The sequence below is a fragment of the Photobacterium malacitanum genome (genome assembly GCF_900185615.1).
Lineage (GTDB): Bacteria > Pseudomonadota > Gammaproteobacteria > Enterobacterales > Vibrionaceae > Photobacterium > Photobacterium malacitanum.
This window is the reverse complement of record NZ_FYAK01000005.1, coordinates 154,089-179,906: the sequence shown is the minus strand read 5'-3', so window position 1 is coordinate 179,906 and position 25,818 is coordinate 154,089. Positions and strand designations below refer to the sequence as shown.

General features: G+C 42.0%; 31 protein-coding genes. 16 read left to right on the top strand and 15 right to left on the bottom strand.

Going from position 1 to position 25,818, the window contains the following annotated elements:
- Positions 1 to 32: 32 nt before the first annotated feature.
- The 8 genes from ptsN to PMAL9190_RS13110 form a co-directional block, all read right to left on the bottom strand.
- Positions 33 to 482 (bottom strand): PTS IIA-like nitrogen regulatory protein PtsN, encoded by a 450-nt coding sequence (gene ptsN / locus PMAL9190_RS13145; RefSeq protein WP_087845579.1) that lies wholly within the window; start codon positions 480 to 482, stop codon positions 33 to 35.
- 2 nt (positions 483 to 484) lie between these two features.
- Positions 485 to 772, bottom strand: a complete 288-nt coding sequence (gene hpf, locus PMAL9190_RS13140; protein ID WP_087845578.1) for a ribosome hibernation promoting factor — start codon at positions 770 to 772, stop codon at positions 485 to 487.
- Between the two features lie 32 nt (positions 773 to 804).
- Positions 805 to 2,247 (bottom strand): RNA polymerase factor sigma-54, encoded by a 1,443-nt coding sequence (locus PMAL9190_RS13135; protein WP_370738772.1) that lies wholly within the window; start codon positions 2,245 to 2,247, stop codon positions 805 to 807.
- A 105-nt stretch (positions 2,248 to 2,352) separates the two neighbouring features.
- Complete coding sequence (gene lptB / locus PMAL9190_RS13130; protein WP_060998321.1) at positions 2,353 to 3,078, bottom strand: LPS export ABC transporter ATP-binding protein; 726 nt, start codon at positions 3,076 to 3,078, stop codon at positions 2,353 to 2,355.
- Positions 3,079 to 3,087: 9 nt separating this feature from the next.
- Positions 3,088 to 3,594: a lipopolysaccharide transport periplasmic protein LptA gene (gene lptA, locus PMAL9190_RS13125; RefSeq protein ID WP_087845576.1), complete on the bottom strand. Its 507-nt coding sequence runs from the start codon at positions 3,592 to 3,594 to the stop codon at positions 3,088 to 3,090.
- Entirely contained in the window at positions 3,575 to 4,138 is a 564-nt protein-coding gene (gene lptC / locus PMAL9190_RS13120) for an LPS export ABC transporter periplasmic protein LptC (RefSeq protein WP_087845575.1), read from the bottom strand. The genes lptA and lptC overlap by 20 nt, the downstream gene beginning before the upstream one ends.
- 57 nt (positions 4,139 to 4,195) lie before the next feature.
- A complete protein-coding gene (locus PMAL9190_RS13115; protein WP_087845574.1) occupies positions 4,196 to 5,167 on the bottom strand; it encodes a KpsF/GutQ family sugar-phosphate isomerase in 972 nt (323 codons plus the stop codon).
- 15 nt (positions 5,168 to 5,182) lie between these two features.
- On the bottom strand, positions 5,183 to 6,142 hold the full coding sequence (locus PMAL9190_RS13110) for a calcium/sodium antiporter (RefSeq protein WP_087845573.1): 960 nt from the start codon (positions 6,140 to 6,142) through the stop codon (positions 5,183 to 5,185).
- A 528-nt stretch (positions 6,143 to 6,670) separates the two neighbouring features.
- Here PMAL9190_RS13110 and mlaF point away from each other — a divergent pair.
- The 7 genes from mlaF to murA all read left to right on the top strand — a co-directional run bounded on the left by mlaF (position 6,671) and on the right by murA (position 11,358).
- Positions 6,671 to 7,471: a phospholipid ABC transporter ATP-binding protein MlaF gene (mlaF, locus tag PMAL9190_RS13105; protein ID WP_087845572.1), complete on the top strand. Its 801-nt coding sequence runs from the start codon at positions 6,671 to 6,673 to the stop codon at positions 7,469 to 7,471.
- Between the two features lie 64 nt (positions 7,472 to 7,535).
- Positions 7,536 to 8,318: a lipid asymmetry maintenance ABC transporter permease subunit MlaE gene (mlaE, locus tag PMAL9190_RS13100; RefSeq protein WP_087845571.1), complete on the top strand. Its 783-nt coding sequence runs from the start codon at positions 7,536 to 7,538 to the stop codon at positions 8,316 to 8,318.
- Positions 8,319 to 8,372: 54 nt separating this feature from the next.
- The gene (mlaD, locus tag PMAL9190_RS13095) at positions 8,373 to 8,849 is read left to right on the top strand and encodes an outer membrane lipid asymmetry maintenance protein MlaD (protein ID WP_060998314.1); all 477 of its coding nucleotides are present in this window, start codon (positions 8,373 to 8,375) and stop codon (positions 8,847 to 8,849) included.
- A 14-nt stretch (positions 8,850 to 8,863) separates the two neighbouring features.
- Complete coding sequence (gene mlaC / locus PMAL9190_RS13090; protein WP_087845570.1) at positions 8,864 to 9,499, top strand: phospholipid-binding protein MlaC; 636 nt, start codon at positions 8,864 to 8,866, stop codon at positions 9,497 to 9,499.
- Positions 9,500 to 9,501: 2 nt separating this feature from the next.
- On the top strand, positions 9,502 to 9,813 hold the full coding sequence (locus PMAL9190_RS13085; protein ID WP_087845569.1) for an STAS domain-containing protein: 312 nt from the start codon (positions 9,502 to 9,504) through the stop codon (positions 9,811 to 9,813).
- Positions 9,814 to 9,832: 19 nt separating this feature from the next.
- On the top strand, positions 9,833 to 10,087 hold the full coding sequence (ibaG, locus tag PMAL9190_RS13080) for a BolA family iron metabolism protein IbaG (protein ID WP_065167038.1): 255 nt from the start codon (positions 9,833 to 9,835) through the stop codon (positions 10,085 to 10,087).
- 11 nt (positions 10,088 to 10,098) lie between these two features.
- Positions 10,099 to 11,358, top strand: a complete 1,260-nt coding sequence (gene murA, locus PMAL9190_RS13075) for a UDP-N-acetylglucosamine 1-carboxyvinyltransferase (protein ID WP_087845625.1) — start codon at positions 10,099 to 10,101, stop codon at positions 11,356 to 11,358.
- Positions 11,359 to 11,428: 70 nt separating this feature from the next.
- Here murA and degS read toward each other — a convergent pair whose 3' ends face one another.
- The 3 genes from degS to zapG form a co-directional block, all read right to left on the bottom strand.
- Entirely contained in the window at positions 11,429 to 12,505 is a 1,077-nt protein-coding gene (gene degS / locus PMAL9190_RS13070) for an outer membrane-stress sensor serine endopeptidase DegS (protein ID WP_087845568.1), read from the bottom strand.
- 140 nt (positions 12,506 to 12,645) lie between these two features.
- A complete protein-coding gene (locus tag PMAL9190_RS13065; protein ID WP_087845567.1) occupies positions 12,646 to 14,016 on the bottom strand; it encodes a Do family serine endopeptidase in 1,371 nt (456 codons plus the stop codon).
- A gap of 104 nt (positions 14,017 to 14,120) precedes the next feature.
- Entirely contained in the window at positions 14,121 to 14,582 is a 462-nt protein-coding gene (gene zapG / locus PMAL9190_RS13060; RefSeq protein WP_087845624.1) for a Z-ring associated protein ZapG, read from the bottom strand.
- A gap of 195 nt (positions 14,583 to 14,777) precedes the next feature.
- On the opposite strand from zapG, the gene zapE reads away from it, so the two are divergent.
- The 8 genes from zapE to sspB all read left to right on the top strand — a co-directional run bounded on the left by zapE (position 14,778) and on the right by sspB (position 21,304).
- Complete coding sequence (gene zapE / locus PMAL9190_RS13055) at positions 14,778 to 15,905, top strand: cell division protein ZapE (protein WP_087845623.1); 1,128 nt, start codon at positions 14,778 to 14,780, stop codon at positions 15,903 to 15,905.
- A gap of 288 nt (positions 15,906 to 16,193) precedes the next feature.
- Positions 16,194 to 16,622: a 50S ribosomal protein L13 gene (rplM, locus tag PMAL9190_RS13050; RefSeq protein ID WP_060998308.1), complete on the top strand. Its 429-nt coding sequence runs from the start codon at positions 16,194 to 16,196 to the stop codon at positions 16,620 to 16,622.
- A 15-nt stretch (positions 16,623 to 16,637) separates the two neighbouring features.
- Complete coding sequence (gene rpsI / locus PMAL9190_RS13045) at positions 16,638 to 17,030, top strand: 30S ribosomal protein S9 (protein WP_060998307.1); 393 nt, start codon at positions 16,638 to 16,640, stop codon at positions 17,028 to 17,030.
- Positions 17,031 to 17,481: 451 nt separating this feature from the next.
- Positions 17,482 to 18,072: a ubiquinol-cytochrome c reductase iron-sulfur subunit gene (petA, locus tag PMAL9190_RS13040; protein WP_087845566.1), complete on the top strand. Its 591-nt coding sequence runs from the start codon at positions 17,482 to 17,484 to the stop codon at positions 18,070 to 18,072.
- Positions 18,072 to 19,337 (top strand): cytochrome b, encoded by a 1,266-nt coding sequence (locus PMAL9190_RS13035; RefSeq protein WP_065167034.1) that lies wholly within the window; start codon positions 18,072 to 18,074, stop codon positions 19,335 to 19,337. Before petA ends, PMAL9190_RS13035 begins: the two co-directional genes overlap by 1 nt.
- Positions 19,334 to 20,071 carry a cytochrome c1 gene (locus PMAL9190_RS13030; RefSeq protein ID WP_087845565.1) on the top strand — a complete coding sequence of 246 codons (738 nt, stop codon included), beginning with the start codon at positions 19,334 to 19,336 and terminating at the stop codon, positions 20,069 to 20,071. Before PMAL9190_RS13035 ends, PMAL9190_RS13030 begins: the two co-directional genes overlap by 4 nt.
- An 85-nt stretch (positions 20,072 to 20,156) precedes the next feature.
- Complete coding sequence (gene sspA, locus PMAL9190_RS13025) at positions 20,157 to 20,795, top strand: stringent starvation protein SspA (protein WP_060998303.1); 639 nt, start codon at positions 20,157 to 20,159, stop codon at positions 20,793 to 20,795.
- Positions 20,796 to 20,797: 2 nt separating this feature from the next.
- Entirely contained in the window at positions 20,798 to 21,304 is a 507-nt protein-coding gene (sspB, locus tag PMAL9190_RS13020) for a ClpXP protease specificity-enhancing factor (protein ID WP_087845564.1), read from the top strand.
- Positions 21,305 to 21,389: 85 nt separating this feature from the next.
- Here the strand turns inward: sspB and PMAL9190_RS13015 are convergent, their stop codons facing one another.
- The 4 genes from PMAL9190_RS13015 to PMAL9190_RS13000 are packed head-to-tail and all read right to left on the bottom strand — an operon-like array spanning position 21,390 to position 24,746.
- On the bottom strand, positions 21,390 to 21,938 hold the full coding sequence (locus tag PMAL9190_RS13015; RefSeq protein ID WP_087845563.1) for a BON domain-containing protein: 549 nt from the start codon (positions 21,936 to 21,938) through the stop codon (positions 21,390 to 21,392).
- 3 nt (positions 21,939 to 21,941) lie between these two features.
- On the bottom strand, positions 21,942 to 22,532 hold the full coding sequence (locus tag PMAL9190_RS13010; protein ID WP_065167029.1) for a phosphoheptose isomerase: 591 nt from the start codon (positions 22,530 to 22,532) through the stop codon (positions 21,942 to 21,944).
- A 2-nt stretch (positions 22,533 to 22,534) separates the two neighbouring features.
- On the bottom strand, positions 22,535 to 22,909 hold the full coding sequence (locus tag PMAL9190_RS13005; RefSeq protein ID WP_087845562.1) for a YraN family protein: 375 nt from the start codon (positions 22,907 to 22,909) through the stop codon (positions 22,535 to 22,537).
- Positions 22,887 to 24,746, bottom strand: coding sequence for a penicillin-binding protein activator (locus tag PMAL9190_RS13000; protein WP_087845561.1), 1,860 nt, complete (start codon positions 24,744 to 24,746; stop codon positions 22,887 to 22,889). The genes PMAL9190_RS13005 and PMAL9190_RS13000 overlap by 23 nt, the downstream gene beginning before the upstream one ends.
- A gap of 61 nt (positions 24,747 to 24,807) precedes the next feature.
- On the opposite strand from PMAL9190_RS13000, the gene rsmI reads away from it, so the two are divergent.
- Positions 24,808 to 25,668: a 16S rRNA (cytidine(1402)-2'-O)-methyltransferase gene (rsmI, locus tag PMAL9190_RS12995; protein WP_087845560.1), complete on the top strand. Its 861-nt coding sequence runs from the start codon at positions 24,808 to 24,810 to the stop codon at positions 25,666 to 25,668.
- The last annotated feature ends 150 nt before the right edge of the window (positions 25,669 to 25,818 follow it).

The following is a 25,818-nucleotide window of genomic DNA, read 5'->3' as shown; positions in this document are numbered from 1 at the left end:
TAGCTACCTTTTTTTGGTTTTTTGGGACTGATTTATTGTTCATTAATCAGTATGTCATATAATTCTTGATCGGTTGTTGCATTGCGTAATTGCTTGCAAATTTTCTTATTACCCAATTTTTCAGCCATGCTTGCAAGGGTTGATAAGTGTTCTTTACATTGTTCTTCAGGAACTAACAGGGCAAATAACAGATCAATTGGTTGACCATCAATGGCATCAAAGTCTATGGGTTCTTGGCATTGAATAAGTACAGCTATCGCGTGATCACTGTTACTGATTCGACCATGAGGGATTGCAATGCCATTACCAATACCTGTGGTACCCAATTTTTCACGATTGAGCATACATTCAAATAATGGTTGTGGATTTTGATCAAGATGTGTTGCCGCGATCTCACTGATGAGCTCTAGCGCGCGTTTTTTACTGGAGCAAGGGACTGCACTTTTAGTACAGTCCAAGCTCAATACGTTACTCAGTTGCATGATTAGTGACTATTGAGTTTATCTTTGTGTTTGTTTAATTGACGGACCAGTTTATCAGTCAATTCGTCAATCGCGGCATACATATTTTCAGAATCAGCTTTAGCGTGGATTTCTCCTGAATTTATATGTAATGTTGCTTCTGCAATTTGTTGCAGCTTTTCGACATTTAAGATCACTTGAACGTTATTGATTTTGTCGAAAAAGCGCTCTAGTTTTTCAAACTTAGTACTGACATATTCGCGCAAAGAATCGGTTACATCAACATGGTGTCCGGTAATATTGATTTGCATAGACGTCTTCCTTTTGTTGGCGCTGATCTGAGTTAGATCAGACATTTTCGCTGATTTGATGGCGGAATTCCAAGCGATTCACGGTATTTAGCGATAGTTCGCCTTGCTACCATGATCCCTTGTTCTGCCAATAAAGTCGCAATTTTGCTGTCACTCAGGGGTTTAGCCTGATTTTCAGCAGCAACAAGTTTCTTCACCAGTGCGCGAATAGCAGTCGATGAACATTCACCGCCATTATCCGTACTGACATGACTTGAGAAGAAGTATTTCAATTCAAAAATACCCCGAGGCGTATGCATATATTTTTGGGTTGTGACTCGGGATATGGTGGATTCGTGCATTTCAACCGCAAGAGCAATATCGTTAAGCACCATTGGTTTCATGGCTTCTTCACCAAACTCAAAAAAGTCTTGTTGTTGTTCAACAATACAACGAGCAACCTTCAATAAGGTTTCATTTCGACTTTCAAGGCTTTTAATCAGCCATTTTGCGTCTTGAAGGTGGGTACGAATAAACTGGCCATCAGCACTATTGCGAGTGTTATTACTTAATGCGGCATATTGCTGATTAACTTTGATGCGTGGAATACTATCAGGGTTAATGCTAACGACCCATTTACCCTGTTCTTTAAAGACTGATACATCAGGAATAACGTATTCAGTTTCAGTTGAAACGACATGGTTACCAGGGCGAGGATCTAAGCTATGAATCAGTTCCATGACCGCTTTAAGCTCAGGCTCCTTAAGTTTAGTTTCACGCATTAGCTGACGGTAATCACGATTACCTAATAAGTTAATGTGGTCGCGCAATAGCAGCTTAGCTTCTGTCAGCCATTGAGTCTGCTCAGGATAAGTAGCAAGCTGTAGCAATAAACATTCTTGTAAATTGCGAGATGCTACTCCGAGAGGATCAAATTGTTGTACGCGTTTTAGAACCGCTTCGACTTCATCAAGCTCAATTTCTAGATCTTCATTCTCGAAATTCTCTAAAATTTCGGTGGTGCTACAGCTGAGATACCCTTTCTCATTCACAGCATCAATAATAGCGGTCGCAATGGCTAGATCGGTATCACTGAATGGAGTGAGGTGGACTTGCCACATTAAGTAGTCTTGCAATGACTCAGTGGTTTCCCCTTGGTAAACCGGTATGTCGTCATCAAGAGCAATGCCTGCGCTACCTGTACCCGCACTGTAAACGTCATCCCAGGTACTATCGACGGGGAGCTCTGCTGGCAACTCACGGGTTTCAAGTACTTCAGCGGTATCAAAACTCTCAATATCATCAAGATTTTCGCTGGTGTCGTTAGTGGTGAGTTCTGCAGTTGAGGTTTCATTGTTAGTACTTACTTCATTTGCATCAACTGTTTCATCGAGCTCTAGAAGAGGGTTACCATCAAGCGCTTCTTGGATTTCTTGCTGAAGTTCTAACGTAGATAGCTGCAACAAGCGAATAGCTTGTTGTAGCTGAGGCGTCATTGCTAACTGTTGACCGAGCTTAAGTTGGAGCGAAGTTTTCATTAACGTTGATACACCTTATTGTTATTGTTGTTATTATCTGTAATCAATAGCCAATGGTGAATGCTAGAGACGGAACTGATCACCAAGATAAACCCGTTTTACATGTTCATGGTTAAGAACATGATCTGGTGTACCGTTAGCAATAAGGTGTCCTTGGCTTACAATATAAGCATGTTCACAGACATCCAGTGTTTCACGAACGTTGTGGTCGGTAATTAATACCCCTAATCCACGATCTCGCAAATGTTTAATGATTTTCTTGATATCAATCACTGAAATAGGGTCAACACCGGCAAACGGTTCATCCAGTAAAATAAACTTAGGATTAGCTGCGAGTGCGCGTGCAATTTCAACTCGACGGCGCTCACCACCAGATAATGCTTGCCCTAAACTATCGCGAATGTGTTGAATATTAAACTCATCTAATAATTCTTCCGCTTTATCTTGGCGGTCTTCTTTAGTGAGTTCTTTGCGTGTTTCTAATACCGCCATTAAATTATCATAGACGGTTAAACGACGAAAAATTGAAGCCTCTTGGGGTAGATAACCAATACCCATGCGTGAACGGTTATGCATCGGCTGGAGACTAATATCTTCATCATCAATGGTGATCGTACCTTCATCACGGCTGACTAAGCCAACGATCATATAAAACGACGTGGTTTTACCAGCACCATTTGGACCAAGTAAACCAACAATTTTCCCTGATTCTACCTCAAGGCTGACATCGGAAACGACTTTGCGTCCGTTGTAACTTTTTGCAAGGTGTTCAGCTTTTAGAATAGCCATAAATAGTGTTTATTTCTTATTATTGTTTAATTGACTTGGTAAGATCACGGTGGTCACTCGCTCTTGGTTACCGCTTTCTGCTACCAAACGTTGGTCACGAATATTGTAAGTAATAATATTACCTTTAATATTGCTACCATCTTGATTAAGTTCAGCTTTACCTGTCATCTTTAGGCGTTCAGTCGAGGTTTCATAGCGCATTTTAAGCGCTTCACCGTCTAGTGGTTTACCGTCTTCCATTATTTGATGGAATGTGGCTGGTTTTCCATATGCCATAATGGTTTGTTGCTGCGATTTTGCGTTTGGTCGCGTGACAACGATTTTATTGGCGCGAATATCAATCGTACCTTGGCGTAACTTAACATTACCGATAAAAGTGACAATATTATTCGGCATATCAACTTGTTGACTGTCTGAATCAATATAAATGGGTTGTTTAGTATCACTTTTCATCGCCCATGTTGGTGCACTGATACACAACAAGCATAGTAGAGTACTAATTTTTAGTCGGTTCATATCTACCTTTTACATTTTTTAGAAGAGTAGCCACATTGCGATTCATATTGCCTTTCATGCCATCGCCTTCATTTTGAAAAACAGGGCCATTGATAATGACATGATCTTTGGTATCAAAATCTTTATTGACTAAATTTAAGCGTAGATTATCGGTTTTGATAACCTGAATATCAGAGTCAGGCAATAAATTAAAAATACGTACATTACCTTGTAAATGCAGGATTTTATCTTGTTCTAGCTTGGCGGTGTTAGCGCTTACTCGCCATTCTGCATTTTGACCTTGTTTAAACACCCACAATACGGGTTTAGTAAACGTTGTGATGCCACTGACGTTGAAATGTTCAAGATGGTCGGCATCAATTTGATATTGACGAATGCCTTTTAAATCAAAGCTAGTGTTACTGACTTTATTACCAATAAACATTGGTTTTTCGTCATTAGGTTTGACTTGAACATCTTGTCGCCAATGTTGTTCAAGCAGATAGTAGCCGAGCCATGCACAGATAATCATTAACAGTACATAGAATAGCTTTTTAAAAGTCATAGACTTAAGCCTTTATTGTCTTTAGGTGTTACCGATAATTGTTGGGTATACAAAGCGTTACATGACACCGGCTTTAAGCAAATCGTGCATATTGAGCGCCCCGACTAATTGGTTGTTTTCGGTCACCAATAAGCCATTAATCTTGTTATCTTCCATTAATTTTAGCCCTTCTGCGGCTAATAGTTGTGGTGAAATTGTTTGTGGGTTGCTTGACATGACTTCGCCAATACTGGTGTTATGAATATCAATATGATTATCCAATAAGCGTCGTAAATCACCATCAGTAAAAATACCACGTAATTGTTGGTTATGATCAACAATTGCTGTCATTCCTAGGCCTTTGTGCGATATTTCTAACAGCGCATCTTTAATACTGGCATGTTCTTCAATCATAGGCAGTAACTCACCGCTGTGCATTACATCAGCAATGCGAAGTAATAATTTGCGACCTAACGCACCACCTGGATGAGACAGCGCAAAATCATCAGCAGTAAATCCGCGAGCTTCCATCACTGCAATCGCAACCGCATCTCCCATGACAAGGGTGGCTGTGGTGCTTGAGGTTGGCGCCAGATTTAACGGACAAGCTTCTTTATCGACGGTTACTTGAAGGTTCACTTGTGCCATTTTAGCCATGCTAGACTCAGGTTGACCCGTCATGCTGATCATCGCAATGCCAAGGCGTTTAATGACCGGCAGTAATGCGAGAATTTCCGTCGCTTCACCTGAGTTTGAAATCGCAATTACAACATCACTTTTTTTGATCATACCAAGGTCGCCGTGGCTAGCTTCACCGGGGTGAACAAAGAAAGCTGGCGTTCCTGTACTGGCCAATGTTGCTGCTATTTTACGTCCAATATGACCTGATTTTCCCATTCCCATAACGATCACTTTACCTTGGCAATGGAGGATTAATTCACACGCAAGAGTAAAGCTGTTATCAATGTAATGACGAATTTTTTCAAGGGCTTGTAACTCAGTATCAAGTACTTTTTTACCATGGCTGCAAAAATCGAATTGACCAGACATCAGTGAGTGCTCCTGTTATGCGGCAACATTTAGAAATAAGAAAGCTTGATAAGCGACAAAACAAATGACCAAGATACCGCCTTCAACTCGATTAATTTGGCGGCGTTTACCGAGAGCCATTACCAGTAATAGAATTGAAATTGCCAACATAACATAAAAGTCACGATCCATCGCTAATGGGCTTAATGCGGATGGATTGAGTAATCCAGGAATACCCATGACCGCTAATATATTAAAAATATTAGAGCCAATGATATTACCCACAGCCATATCATCTTCGCCTTTAAAGACGCTCGCTACTGATGCTGCCAGTTCAGGTAGACTGGTACCTACGGCAATAATGGTTAAACCAATCACTAAATCACTCATTCCAAAGTATTTAGCGATAGTAACCGCAGAGCCTACCACCATGTCTGATGAGTATAATAAAATCCCTAAGCCAATCAAAACCCAAATAATCGCTTTGGTGTTACTCACGCCTGTTGGAATCTCTGCTTGTTGCTCTTCAATTAAAGGATCACTGGTGCTATTACGGCTTATTTTCATCATCACGATTAAGAAAATGCCAAACAGTACCGCAAGAATAATCCCTTCATTACGGCTTAAATAGTTATCCCATAAAATAGCCCCAGCAATAACCGTCACTCCAAGCATGATCGGCAATTCACGGCGAATAATGGTCGAACTAATGCTTAAGGGTTTGATGATGGCTGTAATACCAAGAATTAGTGCAATATTAGCAATGTTTGACCCTAATACATTACCAACGGCAGTATCAGTTTTATCAGCAAGTGCTGCTGTCGCCGACACCATCATTTCTGGTGCTGAGGAGCCCATGGCAAGAATAGTCATACCGATAACCAGTGGTGCGACCCCAAAATTTTTCGCTAATGCGGCCGCGCCATATACTAATCTATCGGCACTCCACACCAGTAAAGCTAACCCGACACAGAGCAACACAATGGCTTCTAGCATGTTAATTCCTTTTCAGTATGACTCGCTAAAATAGTGAATTTCAATCAATTGATGAGAGATTTCCAATTTGAGTTGCTAATTTTGACGTTAACTCATGCAAAAGGGAAGCATAAGCCAATACTAATTATCATCTTGAAACGGTTTTATGACGACGGGCTTGATTAACAGCAACTGAATTAAAGCGGATTAAGGCTGCAAATTAGGCCGTGGTTGTTTATACTTTTAAAACGATGTTTTATTGTGTGTGGTTAGCATCGGTTTAATTGGTTTTCGGTTGAATTTGTCCAGTTAATGTCGCTTTTGTCGCAAATGTATTATTTTTAATAAAAATTCGCTATTTAAGTGCGATAAAACCTCGCTTAGGTTGAGTTGGCTGCTAATTCCTCCTATTATCAGCGCTCTTTTTTATGATATACACTGATTATTTTTAAGTTATTTATTATCAAGTGGCTTACAGCGCTATTGTGTCAAATAACATCAATATTCATCGCTTATGCAAGCTAGTTAGCGAGAGGTAACCTAAATATAATGCTCAATGATGATGTACTTGTTTCGATTAAAAATATGACCTTCACGCGTGGTGAGCGGTTTATTTTTGATGATATTAGCCTTGATATTCCACGTGGAAAAGTCACCGCGATCATGGGACCGTCAGGTATCGGTAAAACGACCTTATTGCGCTTAATCGGTGGCCAGATAGCGCCCGACAATGGTGAAGTGTGGTTTGATCAATGGAATATTCCGACCTTGCGTCGCAGCGAACTTTATCAAGCTCGTAAGCGCATGAGTATGTTATTTCAATCTGGAGCATTATTTACTGATATGACGGTGTTCGATAATGTCGCATTTCCGTTACGAGAACATACTCAGTTACCTGAAGATTTATTGCGAACTTTAGTGCTACTAAAATTAGAGGCGGTTGGCTTACGCGGTGCTGCACAATTGATGCCCAATGAGTTATCGGGTGGTATGGCACGGCGAGCTGCATTGGCACGTGCGATTGCGCTTGATCCTGATTTAATGATGTATGACGAACCTTTTGTTGGCCAAGACCCAATCACAATGGGCGTGCTGGTAAAATTAATTCGTGATCTTAATCAGGCGTTAAATATTACCTCAGTGATCGTATCGCATGATGTGCCTGAAGTGATGAGTATTGCAGATCATGTCTATATCCTCTCTGGCGGTAAGATTATTGGTAGTGGTACGCCAGATCAATTGCGCGCAGATACCAACCCTCAAGTACGTCAATTTTTAGATGGCGATGCAGATGGTCCGGTACCATTTCAATTCCCAGCGCAGCCGTTAGGTGATGATTTATTCGGTTAATTAATGTAGCGCACTGATTGGCATTAGGGTCGCGGTGCATGACAACAGAGAATATGAGCAAAAAATGATAATTGATGCGATTTCCCAATTGGGACGAGCGACTATCGAAAAGTGTCAAGCCTGCGGCCGTGCAAGTTTGATGTTATACGGCGCACTAGTATGTAAGCCACAACCGATAAAAATGTTGCCATTATTGATCAGACAACTGTATTCAGTTGGCGTGTTATCAATGGCGATTATTTTAGTGTCGGGATTATTTATCGGTATGGTATTGAGCCTGCAAGGTTATCTGGTATTAGCCGGTTACGGTGCTGAAACCAGCCTTGGTCAAATGGTGGCATTATCGTTATTGCGTGAATTGGGGCCGGTGGTGACGGCACTATTATTTGCCGGACGTGCAGGCTCTGCATTAACCGCTGAAATTGGCTTAATGAAAACTACCGAGCAATTATCAAGTATGGAAATGATGGCGGTTGATCCGCTGCGGCGTGTGATTGCCCCTCGTTTTTGGGCTGGGGTTATTTCAATGCCATTGTTAGCGCTGATGTTCTCTTTAATTGGACTTTGGGGCGCACAATTAGTCGGTGTTGATTGGAAAGGGATCGATTACGGCAGTTTTTGGTCGGTGATGCAATCATCGGTTGATTTCAGTACTGATATTGGTAATAGCATTATCAAATCGGTGGTATTTGCTATCGTAATAACATGGATTGCTGTCTTTAATGGCTATGATGCTGTACCAACCTCTGAGGGGATCAGTCGTGCGACAACCCGTACCGTGGTTAATTCATCATTAGCGGTATTAGGACTTGATTTTGTGTTAACTGCACTAATGTTTGGTAGCTAAACATTCACTTAGCCGCATCTATAACGACGGCATAAAATTAGATGGATAAAGATAATGCAACAAAATAGACGATTAGAATTGTGGGTTGGTGTATTTATGCTGGCCGGCATCAGTGCTTTATTAGTATTGGCGTTTAAAGTCGCTAATGTTCAAAGTTTTGGTAGTACAGAAACTTATACCCTAAAGGCGCACTTTGACAATATTGGTGGCTTAAAAGTACGTTCTCCAGTCAAGGTGGGCGGAGTTAACGTCGGTGAAGTGACGTCGATTACGTTAGATAAACAGACTTATGTACCGATTGTGACCTTAGCTATCAATAAAAAGTTTGGTTATTTTCCTGAAACCAGTTCAGCATCGATTTTAACCTCTGGCTTATTGGGTGAGCAGTACTTAGGTATTCGTCCTGGATTTATTGATAGCGATACTGAAATGCTACATAACGGAGATTTAATTGAAGACACTAAATCTGCATTAGTATTAGAAGATATGATTGGTCAAGTGCTGTACAGCCTTGGCGGTGATAAGAAATAATGAGGAGAACCACCATGAAACTTATACGTGGCTTAATGCTGTGTTTGCTTGCTGTTCCGATGTTGGCACAAGCTGCAACCATTGATCAGACTAATCCTTATCAAATGATGGATAAAGTATCAGCACATTTGTTTGGTACTTTAAAAGCAGAACAGAAAAAAATTCAAGCTAATCCTGAAGAACTTCGAGTGATCGTTAAGCAAGAATTATTGCCTTATATTAATACCCGTTATGCCGCATACAAAGTCTTAGGGGCTAATTTACGTAATACAACTGCTGAGCAACGTGATGCCTTTACTGCGGCTTTCACTGATTACTTAGTGGCATCTTATGCACAAGTGCTTACTCAATATACTGATCAAAAAATCGAGTTAGAATCACCTAAACCTGTGCCTGCTGATCGCAGTATTATTTCGGTTCGAGTGGATATTATTGATCCGCAACGTCCGCCTATTCGTCTTGATTTCAAATTACGTTTGAATAAAAAAACTAAAGAATGGCAGGGATTTGACATGGTAGCTGAAGGTGTCAGTATGCTTTCAACGAAGCAAAGTGAATGGAGTGGTCAATTACGCACCAAAGGTATTGATGCGGTGACACAAAGTTTACGTGATTTGGCAGCGAAACCGATTCAGATTGAGAACAACTAATCATGGCTGTTAATCAGATTAGTTGGCAAGTTATTGCTGATGGGCAATACCGCTTGTCAGGGGCGCTAGATCGTGACACAGTGCCTGCTTTTTGGCGCCAAAGAAACCAATGGATGCCACATAATAAGCAGTTAACACTCGATCTTGCTGACTTGTCTCGAGTAGACTCGGCTGGCATGGTAATGTTGCTGCATTTGTGCCAGCAACTTAAGCAAACGGGAAGTAACGTGATGTTACATAATATCCCTCAAGAGCTTAAGACGCTGTTTCGCTTAAGCCATATCGAATCAATGTTAACAGCTTGCATGGAGTAAGTTGTAGAGAGGATAGCTCGTGGAAATCTCTGAGATTAAACAAATTCTAGAAGCCGCTTTAGATGTCGATGAAGTCATCGTTACAGGCGAAGGTAGCCACTACCAAGTGATTGCTGTGGGTACATTATTTGACGGCATGAGCCGCGTTAAGAAACAACAAACAATTTATGGTCCATTAATGGATCGTATTGCTGCAAACGACATTCACGCGTTAAGTATTAAAACATACACGCCTGAAGAGTGGGCGCGTGATAAAAAATTAATGTCGTTATAGAGAGCTAAATGATGCAAAAGTTTCGTATTCAGGGCAGCGGCCCATTAAGCGGTGAAGTGGCTATTTCTGGCGCTAAAAATGCAGCATTGCCAATTCTATTTTCCGCTTTACTTGCTGAAGGCCCAGTAGAAATTGCTAATGTGCCTCAGTTACGCGATATTGATACCACCATGGAATTACTGTCACGTTTAGGCGTGAAAGTGTCGCGTAATGGTTCATCAGTTGATATTGATGCTAGCGATGTTAACGAGTTTTGTGCGCCGTATGATCTTGTGAAAACCATGCGCGCATCGATTTGGGCATTAGGTCCTTTAGTGGCTCGCTTTGGTCAAGGTCAAGTGTCATTACCGGGTGGTTGTGCAATTGGTGCGCGTCCAGTCGACTTACACATTGTGGGTCTTGAACAGCTTGGCGCAACGATCACTCTTGATGAAGGCTACGTGAAAGCGTCTGTCGATGGCCGTCTTCAAGGCGCCCATATCGTAATGGATAAAGTCAGTGTTGGCGCAACAGTAACCATTATGTCGGCAGCGACTCTTGCTGAAGGTACAACGGTTATTGAAAATGCAGCTCGTGAGCCAGAGATTGAAGACACAGCAGCATTTTTAAATGCCATTGGTGCTAAAATTACCGGTGCAGGTACGGCCACGATTACGATCGAAGGTGTTGATCGTCTTGCTGGTGGTCACCATGAAGTGGTTGCTGATCGTATTGAAACGGGTACATTTTTAGTGGCTGCTGCGGTTTCTGGTGGCAAGATTGTGTGTCGTAATACCAAGCCTGAACTGCTTGAAGCAGTATTAGCTAAGCTAGAAGAAGCTGGTGCTCTGGTTGAAACTGGCGCTGATTGGATCAGCCTTGATATGACTGATCGTGAGCTTAAAGCCGTGAATATTCGTACTGCGCCGCACCCAGGTTTTCCAACCGATATGCAAGCGCAATTCTCGCTATTAAATTTAATGGCTAAAGGTACTGGCATTATTACTGAAACGATTTTTGAAAACCGTTTTATGCATATTCCAGAGTTAATCCGTATGGGTGCTCACGCTGAAATCGAAGGTAACACTGTTATTTGTGGTGATACTGATGGTTTAAGTGGCGCGCAAGTGATGGCAACGGATTTACGTGCATCGGCAAGCCTTGTGATTGCGGGTAGCATTGCTAAAGGCGAAACCATTGTTGATCGTATTTATCATATCGATCGTGGTTATGAGTTCATTGAACAAAAGTTTAGTGCGCTTGGCATGAATATCGAACGTATTTCTGCATAAACCTTTTAGGTTAGCTAAAAACAAAAAACCTCGTACATTGTACGAGGTTTTTTTTATTGCTGCTGCTTGGCTATTTGGGTGGGTTCGCCATTGGTGGTCGATTAGCAACAGTGACCGGAATCATCATCGGTTTACCGTTACGTAATATTTTTACTTGAATATGTGTACCAGGGCGAATATCTGTCACGATGTCACGCACACTTTGAACATTAGTGACTTCTTTACCTGCAATTTCAATCACAATATCATTTTTCTTAAATCCTGCTTTTGACGCCGGACCAGTTGGATCCATACCATCAACGATAATGCCATTGACCTTGGCTACATCATAAAGCCGTGCCATTAATGGGTTGATTTCACGCCCTTGAATACCGATCCAACCACGAATCACGCGACCATCAGCAATTAACTTTTGCATGATCTTAATTGTTAGCTGATACGGAATAGCGAATGAAATACCATAGGTTTCGATATTAGTAGCCTGTTGGAAAGAGGCGGTATTAATACCGACTAATTCACCGCGAGTATTGACTAATGCACCGCCAGAATTACCTTTATTAATCGCAGCATCCGTTTGCAGAAAATCTTGCGGGCCATAGAAACTCATACCTGATCGGCCAGTGGCTGAGATGATACCAAAGGTTGTGGTTTGACCGAGATTGTAAGGGTTACCGATTGCCAGTACCACGTCACCAACGGCGGCTTTATATTGTGGGTTAACAGGAATGACCGGTAAATTATCGGCATTAATTTTTAATACCGCCAGATCGGTCAATTGATCTAAACCGATCAATTGCGCATTAAGAACACGGCCATCTTGCAGAGCAACAATGATTTGATCTGCATGGGCAACCACATGGTAATTAGTGACGATATAGCCTTTATCACTCATGATAACGCCAGATCCTAACCCTTGAGTACGTAGTTCACGTTCTTCGCTATTACTGTTGTCATAGCGGCGATTATAAATATTAACCACGGCTGGTGAAGCACGGCGAACGGCATAATTAAAAGAGAGTGGGGTTGAACCGTTATCGGGTAATGATAAGGACACTGGCGTCGTTGGACGTAAATCAGGGACGGCAATCAGCACTATAATTGCAGTAATCAGGCCAAGAGCAATAGAGCGACCAAGAAATGCCAGCATTAACTGTCCTTATAAAATGAGAAATAAAAAAGGTGCCAACAGAATAGCACCCCCTCTAGAGCGAGACCAACTTTTGGCACGATTGTAATGGTTAAATTAACGCAATATTCTTCGTGTCGTGATCGCGAATATAATGCTGGTTAACGAATAATAATATATAACACATTATTGCCACGTTGAATTTCAAGGGCGATCACTTGCGGTGGGTGCTGCAACAGTTTACGCAATTGGTTAAGGTTACTAATTGGAGTGCGATTGAGCCCAATAATAATATCACCTTTGCGCAGCCCTGATCGCGCCGCGAGTGAACCTTGAGAGACGTTACTTACTTCAACGCCGTGAGGCTTACCATTAACTGTAACATCAGTGAGTTGGGCACCGGTTAAGTTAGTGTGAATATCATCAGCTTTAACGATATTATTTTCACTGGCACCCAGAGTCACCGTAAATTGTTGTAACTTACCATTGCGCATAACTTGTAAGGTTAATGTTTTTCCTGCGCCAAGCGTGGCAACTTTGGCACGTAACTCACTGAATGAGCGAATAGGATTGCCATTGACTTGAGTAATAATATCACCCGCTTTTAAGCCTGCTTTTTGTGCTGCTGAATTAGGCATAACTTGGTTTACAAACGCACCTTTATTAGTGCTATAACCAAAGGTTTTGGCAAGTTCTGGTGTCAGTTCACGACCTTGAATGCCAAGGGTTCCTCGTTGAACACGACCAAATTTAATTAATTGTGAGGTAAGGTTATTGACCATATTTGATGGAATGGCAAATCCAATCCCAACATTGCCTTTATTAGGGGCTAGTATTGCGGTATTAATGCCGATCAGCTCACCGTTAAGGTTTATCAATGCGCCACCAGAGTTACCACTATTGATTGCCGCATCGGTCTGAATGAAATCTTCAATATTTTCAAGATTCAATCCACTTCGACCTAATGCTGATACTATGCCTGAGGTCACCGTTTGTCCGAGCCCAAAAGGATTACCAATCGCGATCGCAAAATCACCGACTCGTAATTTATCTGAATTGGCTAATTTAATCGCTGTCAGTTTTTGAGGTGTTTGTATCTGTAGTAAGGCAATATCCGATGCTTTATCACTGCCAATCAATTTAGCCGTGACTTCATGACCGTCATAGAGTTGTACTAGTATTTTATCGGCGTTATTGATCACATGCTGGTTGGTAACAATGTAGCCTTTATCGGCATCAATGATCACTCCAGAACCTAAGCCGCGAAAAGGGCGTTCTTGAATTTGTTCGGCAGGAAAATTAGGACCAAAGAAAAATCGATAAGCTTCAGGTAGTTGTTGCTTTGACACCTGCTTACCTTCAATCGCGATACTCACCACAGCTGGTGTTACTTGCTCAAGCATTGGCGCTAGGCTAGGCATCGGTTGATTATTAACAGCAACAGGTAACGCAGCATTGGCAGTGACTGGCGGCATTAGAGCGCTAATCGTTAATGCTAATGCGCTAATAACAAAAAGGTTTTTTTTACGCATGATGTAACTCCAACTTAATAAGTTAAAGTATGACTTATTCGCTGGAATTAAGTTCCCCCACGATGGTGGTTTGTGGGGGGAAGTCTTAGTATTGAGATGAGGCGCTAACTGACTTTTGCAGCAGTTTCTGTTGCAGGAATTTCATCGCTTCGAACCGTTGCTGGCTTATCGTTAAATAGCCCTGTCGCACCATTAGCATAATCTCGAGGTTGGTGATCCATGACTTCATCTTCAATCGGTTGAGCATTTTTAACCGCTTCGAGGTTGGTGATACGTTGTGCAAATGGATTATCTTGGGTCGGTAAGTTTGGCATAAGTTCGGCGGACGTTTTTGCCATATGCTCATATAACTTACTGTAATCCTTAGATACGTTATCTAATAATTCTGCACTACGAGCAAAATGGTCGACCAACTCTTGACGATATTGCTCAAGTTCATATTTTGATTTATCAAGATCTTTTTTTAGTGATATTTGTTGATTTTGGTTTTTGTTGGTAACGCGACTTACCAGGGAGCCAACAAAAATCCCAGCAATAAAAATAGCAACTGCAATAATCCAACTCATAGCCATGATAATTCCTTGTAATTGGGGTGTTAATACGTGTTTTCTCAGTCAGAGTACTGTTTATTAATAAGTAATAACGCTATTACTATACCTTGAGCAGGTTGCGCATGATACTGATTCAATCATATATTGTGACTATTTATGCTGCAGTTTTATAGCAATTAAGATGTAAAGGGATAACATCAAATGAACCAGCTGACGCCGCTCGACAAATACCATGCAGATCTACAACGTGTCGATTTTTTTGCCGATCCTGCTCAAGCGCAGGCGGTTGCTCATTTAGATGATCTATACCATCGATTAATTGCCCCTGCTGCTCCATCACCAGCCACGACGGAATGGCAACGGTTATGGTCAATGACTAAATCACTGTTTAAAACCACAACAACTCAAGCAGAAATCGTGCCAGTCACGGGATTGTATTTTTGGGGCGGTGTTGGGCGAGGGAAAACCTACTTGGTTGATACCTTTTATGAGTGTTTACCGACTGAACGAAAACTGCGAATTCATTTTCATCGTTTTATGTACCGTGTCCATCAGCAGTTGCAACAGCTTGATGGAACTGAAAATCCATTAGAGCATGTGGCGGATAATTTTAAACAGCACACTGATATTATTTGTTTTGATGAGTTTTTTGTTAGCGATATTACTGATGCGATGATTTTAGCAACATTACTGGATGCTTTGTTTAAACGGGGCGTTACGCTGGTGGCAACATCCAATATCGAGCCTGATGGTTTATATCGAAATGGTTTGCAACGTGCACGATTCTTACCTGCGATTGAGCTTATTAAGCAATACTGCCAAGTGGTCAATGTTGATGCTGGGGTTGATTATCGGCTACGGACATTGGTTCAGGCTGAAATTTATTACTCGCCATTAGGGCCACAAGCGAATGCTAATTTAGCGCATTATTTTGAGCAATTGACAACGGAGCCACGCCAGCATAATAAAAGCATCATCATTAATCAGCGCTCGGTGATTGCACAACGTGAAGCAATCGGGGTGGTACAGTTTAGCTTTCAGCAGCTATGCCAAACAGCGCGCAGTCAAAATGACTATATTGAAATTGCACAGTTGTACCATACGGTATTGCTTGCCGATGTACCGCTAATAACAGAGCAAGATGCCGCGCGGCGTTTTATCGCTATGGTTGATGAGTTTTATGAGCGTAATGTGACGCTCATTATTTCGGCTGCAGCACCATTAACTGAACTTTATACTAAAGGGCAATTATTGTTTGAATTTAAACGTTGTTGTTCGCGTTTAATTGAAATGCAAAGTGAACAATATTTAGCGAAACCTCATTTAATTGATGAATGACGACGGGAGTCAGTCGTGCAATTTGAGCCGATTAACACAGTTTTGATTGTGATTTATTGGCCTAATTATCAATTTCAGACGGTTAATATGAAAAAAAACCATTTTTTTTGGGAAAAAAGGTGATTTTTTCCACACCCTTCTCTATAATCTTGCGACCCACCGTACCTGTATGGCGAAAGCCAGGAGTGCCAACCACTCGAAGGGGTGATGACTGGGCTCTTAACAGAGGAATCATCATTTGATGGTTCTAGTAAGTGAAACTATTTAAATAATTGGGTATTAATTAGCATGAAAACTTTCGTTGCTAAACCAGAAACTGTAAAACGTGACTGGTATGTTGTTGACGCTGAAGGTAAAACTCTAGGTCGTCTTTCAACTGAAATCGCTTCTCGTCTACGTGGCAAGCACAAGCCGGAGTACACTCCACACGTTGACACTGGTGACTACATTGTAGTTATCAATGCTGAGAAAGTAGCAGTAACTGGTGCAAAGCGTACAGATAAAATGTACCACCACCACACTGGCTTCATCGGCGGCCTTAAGTCAATCAGCTTTGATAAGCTAATTGCTAAGAAACCAGAAATGGTTATTGAAACTGCTGTTAAAGGCATGCTTCCAAAAGGTCCTCTAGGCCGTGCTATGTTCCGTAAGCTTAAAGTTTACGCGGGTACTGAGCACAACCATGCTGCACAACAGCCTAAAGTACTAGACATCTAATTGGGAATTATGACAATGGCAGAGAATCAATACTACGGCACTGGTCGCCGTAAAAGCTCAGCAGCTCGCGTTTTCATCAAACCGGGTACTGGTAACATCGTAATCAACAAGCGTAGCATCGAAGAGTACTTCAGCCGCCCAACAGCGCGCATGGTAGTTCTTCAGCCTCTTGAGCTTGTTGGCATGACTGAGAATTTTGACCTATACATCACTGTTAAAGGTGGTGGTATCACTGGTCAATCTGGTGCTATCCGTCACGGTATCACTCGTGCTCTTATGGAATACGATGAAACTCTACGTCCTGCTCTACGTTCAGCTGGCTACGTTACTCGCGACGCTCGTTGCGTTGAACGTAAGAAAGTTGGTCTACGTAAAGCACGTCGTCGTCCACAGTTCTCTAAGCGTTAATATTACGCTTCCAGATTTTTATCTGGTTTACTGTGTACAGAAAAAGCTCAGCCCTCGGGTTGGGCTTTTTTTTGATTATTTTTTAGAAAGTATTGTTCATTATTGTTAATGATATCTTTTCTCGCACCTCGCACCTCGCATCTCGCACCTCGCACCTCGCATCTCGCATCTCGCATCTCGCACCTCGTACCTCGTACCTCGCACCATATCTTCCATCACATTTTTAACTAATGTCTGCTGCATAATAACGATAACTTGCCTGTGTTCGATATTTACCGCTAAACAAAGGTGTGAACTTGTGAATATATTGAGCTTTACATATTCTTAAAATGTTGGCGATAAATTGAAACTGTAGCAATATTGTTACTGCATTATGTTTGGATAGCTTTATATCTAAGCGTTAGGGATATATAAAAATAACAATCCAAGCAGGAGCTATTGGAGAAAATGGATGAGCAATGTGCGAGTAAGTAATGGAAGACGTCGCTTTCTAACGGCAACAACCTCGATCGTCGGCGGTATAGGGGCAATAGCGATTGCTGTGCCTTTTATTAAATCATGGAACCCAAGTGAGAAAGCCAAAGCCGCTGGTGCTCCCGTTGAAGTAAACATCAGTAAATTAGCTGATGGGCAAATGATTCGAGTGGAATGGCGTGGCAAGCCCGTCTGGATAGTACGCCGTAGCCAAGCAGTATTACAACAATTAGCCTCTCACGATGCTCAGCTTCGTGATCCTACCTCTAAAGAGCCACAACAACCACAATATGCGCAGAATTCACATCGTTCATTAAAACCTGAAATATTCTTAGCTGTCGGTATTTGTACCCATTTAGGCTGTTCGCCGACCTATCTACCCACCAGTTTTAGTGATCAAGTGAGTGGTGTTGCTGCTGGCTTTTTTTGTCCCTGCCATGGCTCAACCTTTGATATGGCTGGGCGAGTGTTTGCTGGAGTACCAGCGCCGCTTAATTTGGTGGTACCGCCGTATCAATTTCTAGACGATAACACCATTTTGGTTGGACTTGATAAGGAGACGGTGTAATGGCTGGCTTAGTTAATTGGATTGATCAACGTCTACCTATCGTAAATGCATACCGTAAACATTTGTCTCAATATCCAATGCCAAAGAACTTTAATTTTTGGTATGTGTTTGGCTCATTGGCGATGTTAGTCCTAGTTAATCAAATCATTACCGGTATTTGGTTAACCATGAATTATGTGCCTTCAGCCGAAGGTGCCTTTGCCTCGATTGAATATATCATGCGAGATGTTGAGTATGGATGGCTACTGCGTTATATGCACTCAACAGGAGCTTCAGCCTTTTTTGTCGTGATATATTTGCACATGTTTCGCGGCTTAATTTATGGCTCCTATCAAAAACCACGTGAGCTATTGTGGTTATTTGGCATGCTAATATTTTTAGTGTTAATGGCTGAAGCTTTTATGGGCTATTTATTGCCATGGGGACAAATGTCTTACTGGGGAGCGCAGGTGATTATCTCACTGTTTGGTGCCATTCCTGTGATTGGCGATGATCTCACTTTATGGATCCGTGGTGACTATGTGATTTCTGGCGCAACCTTAAACCGATTTTTTGCCCTACATGTAATTGCATTGCCGCTAGTGCTGTTGCTATTGGTGGTGTTACACGTATTAGCACTGCACGAAGTGGGGTCAAATAACCCTGATGGTATCGATACTAAATTGCCCAAAGGTAGCCAAGGTGATGATCATCAAACCCAGTTTACTTTTCATCAAGACTACACCAAAAAATACGACATTATTGATTCGATTCCGTTTCATCCTTACGGCACTGTTAAAGATTTGATTGGAATTGCAATATTTGGGTTGTTCTTTAGCTACGTGATCTTTTTTGCTCCAGAAATGGGCGGCTATTTTTTAGAAGCACCAAATTTTGAAGCCGCTAACCCTATGAAGACCCCTGAACATATCGCTCCGGTTTGGTATTTCACGCCTTTTTATGCCATTTTGCGCGCGGTACCCGATAAACTGTTAGGGGTCGCAGCAATGGGAGCTGCAATCGTATTTTTGTTCTTATTACCGTGGTTTGATCGCTGTAATGTGCGCTCATTTCGTTATCGTAGCAAATTGCATTTGGCTAACTTAGTTCAATTTACCATCAGTTTTATAGGGTTAGGTATTCTTGGATCTTTACCTGTTACACCGATATTCACCTTGTTGGCGCAGATATTTAGTTTTACCTATTTCATGTTCTTTATTGTGTTGTTTTTCTACAGTAAAAATGAAGCGACTCAACCGCTACCAAAGAGGGTGACATTCAAATGAAACAATGGATTGTAGCATTACTGGTTTGGCTGCCGACATTGGCTATTGCGGGTGGGGGCAATGTCAGTTTGCAAGCTGCGAATAATGATCTGACAGATAAAGCCTCATTGCAGCGAGGAGCACAATTATTTACTAATTATTGTGCGGGCTGTCATTCAACTCAATATCAACGTTATGAACGTGTAGCTACTGATTTAGGCATTCCTATTGAGCTTATGCAGCAACATTTAATGTTTAATCCCCAAGCTAAAATTGGTGATTTAATGACGAATGCGATGTCTGAGCAATATGCTGCTGCCTCATTTGGTGCGCCAACACCAGATCTTACGATGGTGGCACGAGTACGTGGAACCGATTGGTTATACACTTATTTACATTCTTTTTATGCTGATCCTAGCCGCCCATTTGGGGTTAATAACAGTCTTTTTCCAAGTGTTGGTATGCCACATGTGCTTGAAGAACTTCAAGGGGTACCGCGTAAGATCTATGAGACTCAGATGATCGATGGCAATCCCACTCAAGTCTTAATGGGGATCGAAACCGATGGCAGTGGTGAATTAACCCCACAGCAATATGACGTTGCCGTACGTGATCTGGTTAACTTCTTAGATTATTCTGCTGAGCCAATGAAGCTTGAACGACAGCGATTAGGGCTATGGGTGATGGGGTTTATTGGCTTATTTTTAGTATTAACAGTGCTGTTGAAGAAAGAATATTGGCGTGATGTCCACTGATAAGGTAATCTAGTGGGTTAAGAATCTCGCAATGGGGGCTTGAGCCTCCATTGCTTTTTGTGTATTAAATATACTGGAGGGGTTGATGGCTGTTGCTGCCAATAAACGCTCTGTGATGACTCTGTATTCTGATGCTTCAGACATCTACAGCCATCAGGTGCGTATCGTACTAGCCGAAAAAGGCGTTAGTGTTGAAATTGAGCTGGTTGATCCAATGAGCCTGCCGGAAGATCTGTTAGAACTGAACCCATACAGTTCAGTTCCAACATTGGTTGATCGCGAATTAGCGTTATACCAAGCTAACATTATCATGGAGTACTTGGATGAGCGTTTCCCTCACCCACCTCTAATGCCTGTTTATCCTGTTGCTCGTGGTAATAGTCGTCTGATGATGTACCGTGTTGAGCGTAACTGGTACTCACTGGCTGACAAGATTAATGCAGGCACTGCTGATGAAGCTGATAAAGCACGTAAGCAATTACGCGAAGAGTTGTTAGCATTAGCACCTGTATTTGCTGAATACCCATTCTTTATGAGTGACGAATTTAGCCTAGTTGATTGCTACCTAGCACCACTATTATGGCGTTTACCTGAAATGGGTATTGAGCTAAGTGGTACAGGTGCTAAAGAAGTGAAGGCATATATGACGCGCGTATTTGAACGTGATTCATTCCTTGCTTCTTTAACTGAAGCTGAGCGTGAAATGCGTTTAGCTGGCCAGTAATTATGGATATGGAAAATATGACGCCGCGTCGCCCTTATTTGTTACGCGCGTTTTATGATTGGTTGGTTGATAACGACCTTACTCCACACCTCGTCGTTGATGCGATGTTACCTGGAGTAAAAGTACCAATGGAGTTTGTGAGTGATGGTCAAATCATCCTCAATATTGCTCCTATGGCGGTGGGCAATCTAGAATTGAGTAATGAAGCTGTTAGCTTTAGTGCCCGTTTTAGTGGTCGTCCACATTCGGTTATCGTACCAATGTATGCAGTTTTGGCTATCTATGCGCGTGAAAACGGTGCTGGAACGATGTTTGAGCCGGAAGCTGCATACGATACTGAAACCGCTATCTATGATGATGAGCACGCGTTAGCAGAAGAAAACACCGATGATGTTGTGACTCCTACAGCGTCTCCATTTGCCGTTGTAACAGAAACGGTTGATGGCGATGAGCCTGATGATGAGCCACCACGTCCTCGTGGTCGTCCAAGCTTACGTGTAGTTAAATAACGTAGCCGTTAACGAAAATAAAAACGCAGCCAAGGCTGCGTTTTTTTATGGCTGTAATAACGCTATTGTTTAATAACACTACTACTTAATAACCTGAACGTTGTGGTTTTTCAAACAAGGTAATCACGTGTTCAACTCCTGACACATTACGTGCGATATTAGTGGCTATTGCAGCTTGTTCAGGTGCGACATAGCCAAGTAAAAAGACACGTTTGTTTTCAGTGATCACTTTGATTACCACATTAGTCAGTTGTTTACTGGCAATTAACTGTGATTTCACTTTGGTGGTTAGCCATGCATCACCGCTAATACTTGCCATCGTCAACAATGGTCGAACTTGGATTTGATTGTAAATACGATCAACGCCAGTGATATTACGAATTTGGTCAACAAATGCTTGTTTAAGCGCTTGTGATGTTGCTTGGCCAACTAATAATACTGTGCCATCTAGGGCGACACTATCAATACTGAGTTGTTTGGTATATTTACGAGTATGAGCAACGCCTGCAATATCCATTTCTATTTTTTGATCTTGCCAGTGCTGACCACTATTGCGTGGATCTTGAGTTGAAAAAACAGAACATCCAGTTAGAGATAAGCTTGAAATAACGACAAATGCCACTAACCACTTCATTAATTAACCTTCGTGATGAGGAAATAAAACTTGGTCAATTAAATCACATAAGCAATGAACTGTTAATAAATGGCCTTCTTGAATACGTGCTGTGCGTTGTGATGGAATACGAATTTCAACATCTTGTACACCAAGTAAGCCCGCCATTTCACCGCCGTCTTTACCGGTTAAAGCAATGATGGTCATATCACGAGTCAGCGCAGCTTCCATTGCTTTAATGATGTTTTTACTGTTACCGCTGGTTGAAAGTACCAATAAAATATCACCGGCTTGACCAAGGGCACGCACTTGCTTTGAAAATACCTCATCATGGTGATAATCGTTAGCGATAGCACTTAACACGGTGGTGTCTGCGGTTAAGGCCAATGCTGGTAGGCTCGGACGTTCAATTTCAAAGCGATTGATTAAGCATGAAGCAAGTTGCTGAGCGTTAGCTGCAGAGCCACCATTCCCACAACTTAAAATTTTATTACCATTTAATAGGCTTTGCACCATTGCTTGAGCAGCTTTAGAAATCGCATCAGGCAGAGCTTCAGCAGCAGCGATTTGGGTTTGAATACTTTCGGTAAAACTTTCTCGAATGCTATCTAGCATGACTAACCTTCAACTAATATGTTAGTAAACCACTCAATGTGGTGATGATGGCCCTGAATAGCAATGACATCAAACCGAAATTGGCAATGCTCAATCGAGTAACCATTTTTGTGTAACCAAAAAAATGCGGCTCGTTTGAGTTTTTGTTGTTTGCGCCAATTTACGGCTTCAGCTGCTGATCCATAGTGAACTTGGGCTCGGTATTTTACTTCAATAAACACCAAACATTTATCTTGTCGCATGATTAAATCAATTTCACCACTACGACAGCTAAAATTTCGTGCAATAGGCGTCAGGTGATGGCGGCACAAATACTGTTCCGCCATCTGTTCATAGGCTTGGCCAATCTGACGTTTATTGGGCAGAAGACTCACCATTGATAAGGTTTATGTTATCGGCTGCACTAGATGTATCAGAGATTGGTGCTGTTGGCATATGGGTTGCGGTCAGTGGTGTTATACCGTGACTGCTAAACTTACCCCAATCGATTTCACGTTGTACAACACATTGATTGTTAACTGATAAATCGCCAGTTTCTCCTTGTACGCTGTAATGACTATTAGCCCGCATTTCAGGAAGCTTTTTAGCAATTAAGTATGCATCCATACCAAAGGCATGCAGACGAATGCTGGTATTACCTTGGTTTGGCCACAGTTGATTAAAGCGCTCCATATAGCCGGGTTGCGGGTTAATCAGTAGTGGAATATCACTAACTTCAATACCGCGTAACTCACGGTTACCATTATGTTTATCTGGATTACTGCGTGAACTAGCGTAAATCTGAGCCGGATCACCACTTGGCGGCATTGATGCTTCAATGAAAGGCTTTAGCATCATCACTTCGTTACGACTAGCAACCATATAAATCGCATCAGCATGACTGCCGGCACCAGTGCTAAAAGCCCGCTTAATTTGCTGAGGTATTTGAGCTTGATTTCCAAAATTCACGATCAATGCTGGTTGATTATCAAGTTGTAACCATTGTTGATTAAATGCCTGTGCAACACGCTGTCCAAAGCCATTAGATGGCACCAAAATAGCAGGATTACGGTGGCCTTGGGCGTAAATACGTTCTGCAGCTTGCTGTGCTTCTTGCTCTGGTGACAAAGCAAAATAGCAAGCATTAGGTTTATTATTACTGATTTGTGACGGCATGTTTAACGCCAGCATATTGATATGGGTGGTGTTATCTTGCTGAAATTCAGTAATAATATTTTTACGTAATGGGCCAACAACAAACTGGGTACCGTTATGTTGTAGCTTTGCCATAATATCAGGCATTGATTGAGCTTCAGTATCGTAAATATTGAGCTCATTATTAGTATCGCGACTTTTATCATCCATCATTGAATTAATAAAACCATCACGAACCGCTTTGCCTTGTGCGGCAAAACGACCTGAAAGTGGTAATAATAATGCGATATTATCGAGCTTAACTGCCTTCATATCGATCAATGCTTTTAGATCTGCGGGTAGATATTGATTCGCAGGATGATAAGGGTGGCGATGGAGCCATTGCTCAAGCGCTTGCTTAAGTTGCATTGGTGGTAAAGTTGCGCTGTTTTTCAACATCGCAAGTTCAACCCAGCCTTTAAGCACACTGTCGTTATCAGTCAGCTTAACACTGCCTAATTGAGCATTGGTATAACCACTTAGATCATGCCAAACTTGTTGCCAATTGGCCGCTTTTTGACTTTGATCTAAATAGTAATCAAGCTTAGTACGTTCGCGTGCGGCTTGGAACGGGTGGTTTAGCTGTTCCAATAAGTTGGCACGTAGGGTGTAATAACGCTGATACTGGCTTTTAGTTAACTGCCATGATGGCTGAAAATTTAAGCTATTGAGTGCAGCTTGTGGTTGACCTTGATGCTCACGTACCATGGCGCGCGCAAGTTGCCATTCAGCAATTTGAGTCGGGTTCATGGACTGTTGAGATAATTTAGCAATCCATTGATCGGCTTGTTGCCATTTATTTTCGAGGATCATCGCTTTAACAGCCATGATCTCCCAGTTAATGCGCTCTGCGCCATCACTGGTATTGGCTTTACTTAAATAGGCGGCTGAGCTTTGAGCGGCTACCGCAGTGATATCCGTTAATGGTACCTGCTGTTGGTTGTACAGGTTTGGCGTGCTACACCCTGCTAAAGCAACAGCAAGGGCTACAGGCGCCATCAGTCGTGATACACTTTTACGCTTATGGGTAAAATTGGGCATTGAATTTATTCAACTGTGACAAATTACTCTTGATATTAACTGCAGATGAGATCTTAGACAAATGAGTGAGAGCAATTCAGGCATGGTAGATGTCGCAACGTTGTACATCGTACCAACACCTATCGGTAATCTTGCTGATATAACGCAGCGCGCATTAGACGTATTAGCAAACGTAGATCTAATTGCTGCTGAAGATACACGTCATACATCGCGATTGTTGTCCCATTTCTCTATCTCGACCCGCACCTTTGCGCTTCACGATCATAATGAACAGCAAAAAGCTGATTTTTTGATTGAGAAACTTCAGGCTGGTACTAGCATAGCGCTGGTGTCGGATGCTGGTACGCCGCTGATCAGTGATCCAGGGTATCATCTTGTTAATCGCTGTCGTCATGCGGGTGTTAAAGTTGTGCCATTACCGGGTCCATGTGCTGTTATTACAGCTTTGAGCGGTTCTGGTTTACCTTCTGACCGTTTTAGTTTTGAGGGATTTCTTCCTCCCAAAAGCAAAGGTCGCCGCGATTGTTTTCAAGCATTAGCAGACGATGCACGAACATTGATTTTTTATGAATCGCCACATCGTATTAATGATTCCCTAAGTGATATGTTAGCCGTGCTTGGCCCTGAACGCCAAGTAGTATTAGCGCGTGAGTTAACAAAAACTTATGAAACTATCCATGGTGCACCATTGGGTGAGCTCATTGATTGGTTGGCAGCAGACAGTAATCGTGTTCGTGGTGAGATGGTTATTTTAGTGGCTGGACACCGTGCGCTAAAAGATGAGTTATCGGTAGAGATTCTACGTACGCTAACATTACTAGCGAAAGAATTACCGCTGAAAAAAGCGGCAGCGTTAACCGCTGAAATTCACGGTGGCAAGAAAAATGCACTCTATAAATGGGGCCTTGAAAATCTAGAGTAATAGCGCTATCTAGCGCTGGTTACTCTAGATTTGAGCTTAAGAGCGTGGTTTTTATCATCGAATTAAAATTAGGCGCTGATTTTTTGTCCAAGCTGTAATTTTGATGATTTTTTCACTGGTAACTGTGAGCGTTGTCTTATACAATTCGCG

Coding starts and splice junctions, on each gene's coding strand:
- mlaE (WP_087845571.1), top strand. CDS start 7,536: ATGATAATTGATGCGATTTCCCAATTGGGACGAGCGACTATCGAAAAG.
- mlaD (WP_060998314.1), top strand. CDS start 8,373: ATGCAACAAAATAGACGATTAGAATTGTGGGTTGGTGTATTTATGCTG.
- ptsN (WP_087845579.1), bottom strand. CDS start 482: ATGCAACTGAGTAACGTATTGAGCTTGGACTGTACTAAAAGTGCAGTC.
- PMAL9190_RS13030 (WP_087845565.1), top strand. CDS start 19,334: ATGAAACAATGGATTGTAGCATTACTGGTTTGGCTGCCGACATTGGCT.
- PMAL9190_RS13085 (WP_087845569.1), top strand. CDS start 9,502: ATGGCTGTTAATCAGATTAGTTGGCAAGTTATTGCTGATGGGCAATAC.
- PMAL9190_RS13065 (WP_087845567.1), bottom strand. CDS start 14,016: ATGCGTAAAAAAAACCTTTTTGTTATTAGCGCATTAGCATTAACGATT.
- murA (WP_087845625.1), top strand. CDS start 10,099: ATGCAAAAGTTTCGTATTCAGGGCAGCGGCCCATTAAGCGGTGAAGTG.
- petA (WP_087845566.1), top strand. CDS start 17,482: ATGAGCAATGTGCGAGTAAGTAATGGAAGACGTCGCTTTCTAACGGCA.
- PMAL9190_RS13005 (WP_087845562.1), bottom strand. CDS start 22,909: ATGGTGAGTCTTCTGCCCAATAAACGTCAGATTGGCCAAGCCTATGAA.
- degS (WP_087845568.1), bottom strand. CDS start 12,505: ATGCTGGCATTTCTTGGTCGCTCTATTGCTCTTGGCCTGATTACTGCA.
- rsmI (WP_087845560.1), top strand. CDS start 24,808: ATGAGTGAGAGCAATTCAGGCATGGTAGATGTCGCAACGTTGTACATC.
- mlaC (WP_087845570.1), top strand. CDS start 8,864: ATGAAACTTATACGTGGCTTAATGCTGTGTTTGCTTGCTGTTCCGATG.
- hpf (WP_087845578.1), bottom strand. CDS start 772: ATGCAAATCAATATTACCGGACACCATGTTGATGTAACCGATTCTTTG.
- lptB (WP_060998321.1), bottom strand. CDS start 3,078: ATGGCTATTCTAAAAGCTGAACACCTTGCAAAAAGTTACAACGGACGC.
- PMAL9190_RS13000 (WP_087845561.1), bottom strand. CDS start 24,746: ATGCCCAATTTTACCCATAAGCGTAAAAGTGTATCACGACTGATGGCG.
- lptA (WP_087845576.1), bottom strand. CDS start 3,594: ATGAACCGACTAAAAATTAGTACTCTACTATGCTTGTTGTGTATCAGT.
- mlaF (WP_087845572.1), top strand. CDS start 6,671: ATGCTCAATGATGATGTACTTGTTTCGATTAAAAATATGACCTTCACG.
- PMAL9190_RS13135 (WP_370738772.1), bottom strand. CDS start 2,247: ATGACGCCTCAGCTACAACAAGCTATTCGCTTGTTGCAGCTATCTACG.
- rpsI (WP_060998307.1), top strand. CDS start 16,638: ATGGCAGAGAATCAATACTACGGCACTGGTCGCCGTAAAAGCTCAGCA.
- PMAL9190_RS13035 (WP_065167034.1), top strand. CDS start 18,072: ATGGCTGGCTTAGTTAATTGGATTGATCAACGTCTACCTATCGTAAAT.
- sspA (WP_060998303.1), top strand. CDS start 20,157: ATGGCTGTTGCTGCCAATAAACGCTCTGTGATGACTCTGTATTCTGAT.
- rplM (WP_060998308.1), top strand. CDS start 16,194: ATGAAAACTTTCGTTGCTAAACCAGAAACTGTAAAACGTGACTGGTAT.
- sspB (WP_087845564.1), top strand. CDS start 20,798: ATGGATATGGAAAATATGACGCCGCGTCGCCCTTATTTGTTACGCGCG.
- PMAL9190_RS13115 (WP_087845574.1), bottom strand. CDS start 5,167: ATGTCTGGTCAATTCGATTTTTGCAGCCATGGTAAAAAAGTACTTGAT.
- PMAL9190_RS13110 (WP_087845573.1), bottom strand. CDS start 6,142: ATGCTAGAAGCCATTGTGTTGCTCTGTGTCGGGTTAGCTTTACTGGTG.
- zapG (WP_087845624.1), bottom strand. CDS start 14,582: ATGAGTTGGATTATTGCAGTTGCTATTTTTATTGCTGGGATTTTTGTT.
- PMAL9190_RS13010 (WP_065167029.1), bottom strand. CDS start 22,532: ATGCTAGATAGCATTCGAGAAAGTTTTACCGAAAGTATTCAAACCCAA.
- lptC (WP_087845575.1), bottom strand. CDS start 4,138: ATGACTTTTAAAAAGCTATTCTATGTACTGTTAATGATTATCTGTGCA.
- PMAL9190_RS13015 (WP_087845563.1), bottom strand. CDS start 21,938: ATGAAGTGGTTAGTGGCATTTGTCGTTATTTCAAGCTTATCTCTAACT.